A 6143-nucleotide genomic window follows, 5' to 3' on the forward strand; every position below is an offset into this window, starting at 1 on the left:
CAAGCAGAACGCGTCGCTCACCCACATCACCACCCTCTACTCCGTCGCCGACGCCGCGACCAAGGCGCTGACGGTGAGCCCGGCGCTGGGCAGCGTGACGAGCCTGCTGAGCCTCGCGCAGGAGATGGGCAAGGTCCCGACCGACCGGATCACGCTGCTGTCCGTGCCGACCGTGAACTACACCGGCCCGGTCGCCGCGTGGAACCAGCAGCTCCAGTTCGACCAGCCGTCCGCGAACAACATGTTCGCCGCGATCAAGGCCGACACCTCGTACACGTCCGGCGGCTCCCCCGCCCCTCCCGCTCCGCCCTCCGGCGGGGCGAAGCAGACCAACGCGCCCGTCACGAACGGTTCGGGCGCTGGCTCCGGCTCGTACCCGGGCAACCCGAGCGCGGTGAACAAGGCGGGAGTGAGCGTGTCCGTGCTCAACGGGACGGGCGTGACGGGGCGCGCCGGCGCGATCAAGACGGCGCTGACCGGCAGCGGCTTCAGCGGCTCGCTGATCTCCGCCAGCTCGACCTCGTCCACCGACGCGACCGCGGTCTACTACCCGGCGAGCCGCGCCGACTCCGCCTCGGCGGTCGCATCAGCGCTCGGCATCCCGGCGTCGGCGATGCACCTGTCCAGCAACTACGGGCAGGTGACGGTCATGATCGGCAAGGACTGGACCAGCGGCACCACATTCGGCACGGCCTCGAGCGGAGGCGCGGGCGGCAGCTCCGGCTCGTCCACCACCACCTCCACCACGGTCGTCGCCTCCTCGCCCCCGGCCACGTCACTGCTGACCAACGGCTCCGACAGCAAGACCTGCATGCCGATCCAGCCCGCCTACCGCTGGTGACCTTCGCCGTTTGAGACGACCGGTCATATTGGGCGGCCGCTCGGGGGACGAGTCCAGCCCGCCTACCATCGGCCCTTGAGACGACCGGTCATATTGGCGCTGTAGATCGCCGCCGGGCGCGGAGCGTGACGCGATGTACGAACGGAGCAGGACGATCCCCGCCACGCGATCTTCCGCCGCCCCACTGGCCACGATTCGCGCACAATGGTTCCGTGCCTGAACACCCTTACGTCGTCCTGAGTTGCGCAGTCTCCCTCGACGGCTACTTGGACGACGCCACGCCCGAGCGGCTGCTGCTCTCGAACGATGCCGACTTCGACCGCGTGGACGCACTGCGGGCCTCCTGCGACGCGATTCTCGTCGGAGCGGGCACGGTCCGGGCTGACAACCCCCGCTTGCTCGTGCGGTCTGCCGACCGCCGCGCCGCACGCGTCGCGCGCGGCGAACCGGCCAGCCCCCTGCGCGTGGTCCTGTCCGCCTCGGGCGACCTGGACCGCAAAGCCGCGGTGTTCACGGCCGCGCCCCCCGACTCCGATCCCCCCGACTCCGATCCCCCCGAGACCGTCGTCTTCTCCGGCAGCCTCTCCGACCTGCTCGACGATCTGGCCAAGCGTGGCGTGCGTCGGCTGATGGTCGAGGGCGGGGCCTCGGTGCTCACCGCGTTCCTGGCCGAGGACCTCGCCGACGAGCTGCAAATCGCCACCGCGCCATTCCTGATCGGCGACCCTGCGGCGCCGCGCGCGTTCGGCCCCGCCCAGTTCGCGCAATCCCCGGGTCGGCGGATGATCCTCGCCGACAGCGCTTCGCTCGGCGACGTCGGCTTCGCCCGCTATCTCGCCGCCCGAGAGCGGTCCACCGACGGCGACTTCCTGCGCCTCACGATCGAACTGTCCCGCTCCAGCCCCCCGTCCCTCAGAGCGTATTCGGTCGGCGCGATCGTCGTGGACGGCGACGGCGAGGTCATCTCCACCGGCTACTCGCGCGAGCTGCTGCGCGGCCTCGGCGACCCCGACAAGAACCACGCTGAAGAGGTCGCCCTCGCCAAGCTCACCCGCGGGGCGGCGCAACCAGACCCTCGCCTCGCCTCCGCCACCATCTACACCTCTCTCGAACCCTGCTCCCCCCGTGCCTCCCGCCCGCTGAGCTGCACCGATCACATCCTGGCCGCCGGAATCCCGCGCGTCGTGCTCGCGCTGCGGGAGCCGGCCCTGCTCGCCGCGTGCGACGGCGCCGACCGGCTGCGCGCCGCCGGGGTGGAGGTCGTGGAGCTGCCGGAACTCGCTTACCTGGTACGCGCCGTCAATGATCACCTCCTGCAGTAGATACTGAGCGCATGGCCTTCGAAGATCTCCGCTCCCTGCTCAAGACGCTCGAGCGCCAGGGCGAGCTGCGCCGGATCACCGCACAGGTTGATCCGTACCTCGAGGTCGGCGAGATCACCGACCGCGTGCAGAAGGCCAAGGGCCCTGCCCTGCTCTTCGAGAACGTCAAGGGCTCGGACCTCCCGCTCGCCATGAACGTCTTTGGCACCGAGCGACGCCTTTGCCTCGCCCTGGGCCTTAAGAGCCTGGACGAGATCGGCGACCGCATCGGCGAACTGCTCAAGCCCGAGCTGCCGCACGGCTTTTCCGGCTTCAAGGACGCGCTCGGCAAGGTGGCACAGCTACGCTCCGTCCCGCCGAAGCACGTCAAGGGTGCCCCCTGCCAAGACATCGTCCTCACCGGCGACGAAGTCGACCTCAACCTCCTCCCTGCTCTGCACACCTGGCCACACGACGGCGGAGCGTTCTTCAACCTCGGCCTGACCCACACCAAGCACCCTGAGACGGGTCAGCGCAACCTTGGCCTCTACCGGCTCCAACGCCACGACGCGCGCACGGTCGCGATGCACTGGCAGATCCACAAGGACAGCACCAACCATTACGCCGTCGCCCAACGCCTTGGCGAGCGCTTGCCCGTGGCCATCGCGTTCGGGTGTCCGCCGGTCGTCACCTACGCCGCGACCGCGCCGCTGCCCGCCGACGTCGACGAATACCTGTTCGCCGGCTTCATCCAGCGCGACCGCGTCGAACTCGTCGACTGCAAAACCGTTCCCCTCCAAGTACCGGCGCACTGTGAGGTCGTCCTCGAAGGCTGGCTCGAACCCGGCGTCACCCGCCCGGAAGGTCCTTTCGGCGATCACACCGGCTTCTACACGCCGGTCGAGCCCTTCCCCGCCCTCACCGTCACTGCGATGACGATGCGCAAGAACGCGATGCTCCAGTCGATCGTCGTCGGCCGCCCGCCGACCGAGGACGGACCGCTCGGCAAGGCCACCGAGCGTTTCTTCCTCCCCCTCCTTAAGATGATCATCCCCGATGTCGTCGACTACGACCTCCCGGAAACCGGCGGCTTCCACAACTGCGCGATCATCTCGATCAACAAGCGGTACCCGAAGCACGCACAGAAGATCATGTACGCCGTCTGGGGCGCGCACCTCATGTCCCTGACGAAGCTGATCGTCGTCGTAGACGCCGACTGCGACGTCCACGACTACGCGGAGGTGTCGTGGCGGGCGTTCGGGAACGTCGACTACGCCCGCGACGTCGTTCATGTGGACGGCCCGGTCGACCACCTCGACCACGCCTCCTACCAACAGTTCTGGGGCGGGAAGATCGGCATCGACGCGACCCGTAAGCTGCCGGAGGAGGGCTACACCCGCAACGGCGGCTGGCCCGAGATGATCACGTCGGACCCGGCCACGGCCGCCCTGGTGGACCGGCGTTGGAAGGAGTACGGGCTGTGAGCGCCGTCACCATGCCCGCCGAGACCGTCGGCGAGAAGTTCAAGGCATTCAAGAGCCTGGTCCTGCTCGAGCACTCGGTCTTCGCGCTGCCGTTCGCCTTCACCGCGGCCCTGACCGCGATGTTCGAAGTCTCCAAGTCCGTCCACTGGCTTCAGCTCGCCCTGATCACCGTGGCCATGGTCGGCGCGCGCACCTTCGCGATGGCGGTCAACCGGATCATCGACCGTGAGTTCGACGCGAGGAACCCGAGAACGGCCAGGCGCGAACTGGTGACCGGGGTTCTCAGCGTGAAGACCGCCTGGTTCGGCGCCGTGCTCGCCCTCGCAGTCTTCCTCGCCGCCGCAGCGAGCCTCAACACGCTCACACTGATCCTGTCCCCGCTCGCCGTAATCCCACTGATCGTCTACCCCTACGCCAAGCGCTTCACGAACGTCCCCCACGCGTTCCTCGCGCTGGCCCAATCGATCGGCCCCATCGGCGCGTGGATCGGCGTCACCGGAAAATGGTCCTGGGACGCGGTCGCCCTCGGCCTGGCGGTCGGGATCTGGATCGGCGGCTTCGACCTGATCTTCGCGTGTCAGGACGTGGAGACGGATAGGCGAGACAACCTGGGCTCCGTCCCGGCCAAGTGGGGCATCGCCACAGCCCTCTACGGCGCCCGCGCCAGCCACGCAGTAACGACGGCCCTCTTCATCACCTTCGGAGCGCTCACCCACGCACAAGCGTTCTGGTGGATCGGAGTAGCGGTCGTCTCAGGGGCCTTCATCTACGAACACTCGCTGCTCAAGCCGAACGATCTCTCCCGCCTCAACCGCGCCTTCTTCACGGTCAACGGCTTCGTCGGCATCGCGCTGTTCTGTTTCGCCCTGCTGGATCTGGTCGTCCGCGGCCTCCGCCCGTAGCCCCGCAACCCGCTCCCGGTTCACGTCCACCACGCCCGGACCGGCTACGCCGCGCGTAGCAACCACGAACCCGCGATTGATCCGTACGTCGGCGTGTCTCTCACCCGGAAGCCGTAACCCTTCGCATATGATCGCACACGTTGAGTCGCGAAACCGGAGTGGTCGACTTGACAGCGATCACGAGGGCATCGCATACTAATTGTCAGTTGCTGCCCACCCTCCTCCGGGAGTGGTGGGCATCTTTATTGCCCGGAGAGCGGCATGAGCAACAGGGTTATGACGTGGGCATCATCGCATCACACGACACTGACTTGATGCCCGCACTGGAGATGGTCCATGATCTCGAACTCGCGCATGTCGAGGTCAGCGGTTGGGCTCGGCGCAATAGGCTCTGGTATCCGGGCACGAAGCTTCCGTGGCATCACAGCCTCGGCGAAGGCGACTACCAGCAGGTCTGCGACGACACGGACTATCTCAAGGATCGATGAGCGCAAATCCGGAATAGCGGATTTGACATGTATCGCAACGTTCTTCATGCTCGAGGCCGTTGATGGTCATCCTCCTCCGGGACTGGTGGCCAGTTTCGCCCGGCGAGCAGTGTCCGAGTGTCGACCTCGGGCGGTGTCTCGCGCAGTACCAACGGGCAAGCGCGCGCTTTCCGGGCTGGTCGCCGCTGCGGCGACCAGCCCGGATTCGTCTTCACGGCGCGGCGCGAGCAAGATGGGGGCATGAGCGCAGCGGGTGAAGGACCGGGGCGCAAGCCGTGGGTCGTCGGGGTCTCCGGAGCTTCCGGGACGCCCTACGCCGCTGCCGTGATTCGGGCTCTGCTCGATGCGGGCGAGGGCGTGGACCTGGTGGTAAGCCGGGCGGCGCGGCTGACTCTTTTGGACGAGACGGGGATCTCCTTCCGGGACGCGCACTGGCTCGCCGATCTGGCCGAGTGGCTGGAGTGGTCCGCTGACGATCTGCGGCTTTCGGGGGTGCGGTACTGGGCTGCCGGGGATCTGGCTGCCGGGCCGTCGTCGGGGAGTTATCCGGTTCGGGGCATGCTCGTGGTGCCCGCCTCGACCGCCTCGGTCGCCGGCATCGCGCTGGGTCTCTCGAAAGACCTGCTCCAGCGCGCCGCGGACGTGAATCTGAAGGAGCGGCGGCCGCTCGTCATGGTGGTCCGGGAGACGCCGCTGACCACGGGGACCTTGCAGCACATGCTGACGTTGAGCCGTGCCGGGGCCGTGGTCCTGCCCGCATCGCCCGGCTTTTACGCCGGCAAGCAGGACGTGCAGCGGCTCGTGGACTTCGTCGCGGGCAAGGCACTTGACGCGGTGGGCGTTCCGCACACCCTGTTCCGCCGCTGGGACGGCGACGTGGGTGCCGCTCGCGCCGCCCGGCTGTGAGGACGTGGGGTTGGAGGCGGGTCGAGGAACGTTGCGGCGTGGTGCCGAGTCTGGGACGGCCAGCATGACAAGCGCGGCGGCGGGGAACGGTAGGGGGAAGGGGACGCACCGCGGCGGATCCAAGGTCCTCGGCTTTCCACGCCTTGAATTCCAAGGATGATTCCTGGAATGCGGCGTACAATAAAGATCGTAATGTAAGCCGAGTAATCTGTGCGACGGCC

General features: G+C 67.8%; 6 protein-coding genes. All 6 read left to right on the forward strand.

The annotated features are described in order from the left end of the window. Positions 1–841, forward strand: an 841-nt coding sequence (locus VGZ32_RS24635; protein ID WP_326888566.1) for a LytR C-terminal domain-containing protein, incomplete at its 5' end; no start/stop codon positions are given. 212 nt (positions 842–1053) lie between these two features. Continuing rightward, positions 1054–2163, forward strand: coding sequence for a dihydrofolate reductase family protein (locus VGZ32_RS24640; protein ID WP_326888567.1), 1110 nt, complete (start codon positions 1054–1056; stop codon positions 2161–2163). Positions 2164–2174: 11 nt separating this feature from the next. After that, the gene (locus tag VGZ32_RS24645) at positions 2175–3626 is read left to right on the forward strand and encodes a menaquinone biosynthesis decarboxylase (protein WP_326888568.1); all 1452 of its coding nucleotides are present in this window, start codon (positions 2175–2177) and stop codon (positions 3624–3626) included. Positions 3627–3637: 11 nt separating this feature from the next. After that, positions 3638–4528 carry a menaquinone biosynthesis prenyltransferase MqnP gene (gene mqnP, locus VGZ32_RS24650; RefSeq protein WP_349263737.1) on the forward strand — a complete coding sequence of 297 codons (891 nt, stop codon included), beginning with the start codon at positions 3638–3640 and terminating at the stop codon, positions 4526–4528. Positions 4529–4809: 281 nt separating this feature from the next. Further along, positions 4810–5016 carry a hypothetical protein gene (locus tag VGZ32_RS24655; protein ID WP_326888570.1) on the forward strand — a complete coding sequence of 69 codons (207 nt, stop codon included), beginning with the start codon at positions 4810–4812 and terminating at the stop codon, positions 5014–5016. Between the two features lie 240 nt (positions 5017–5256). Next, positions 5257–5922, forward strand: a complete 666-nt coding sequence (locus VGZ32_RS24660) for a UbiX family flavin prenyltransferase (protein WP_326888571.1) — start codon at positions 5257–5259, stop codon at positions 5920–5922. Positions 5923–6143: the final 221 nt, after the last annotated feature.

This window comes from Actinocrinis sp. (genome assembly GCF_035938995.1).
Taxonomy (GTDB): Bacteria; Actinomycetota; Actinomycetes; order Streptomycetales; family Catenulisporaceae; genus DASZGI01.

What these genes read in the sequence shown, in the direction of transcription:
- VGZ32_RS24660 (WP_326888571.1), top strand. Translation starts at nt 5,257, where the DNA reads ATGAGCGCAGCGGGTGAAGGACCGGGGCGCAAGCCGTGGGTCGTCGGG.
- VGZ32_RS24645 (WP_326888568.1), top strand. Translation starts at nt 2,175, where the DNA reads ATGGCCTTCGAAGATCTCCGCTCCCTGCTCAAGACGCTCGAGCGCCAG.
- mqnP (WP_349263737.1), top strand. Translation starts at nt 3,638, where the DNA reads ATGCCCGCCGAGACCGTCGGCGAGAAGTTCAAGGCATTCAAGAGCCTG.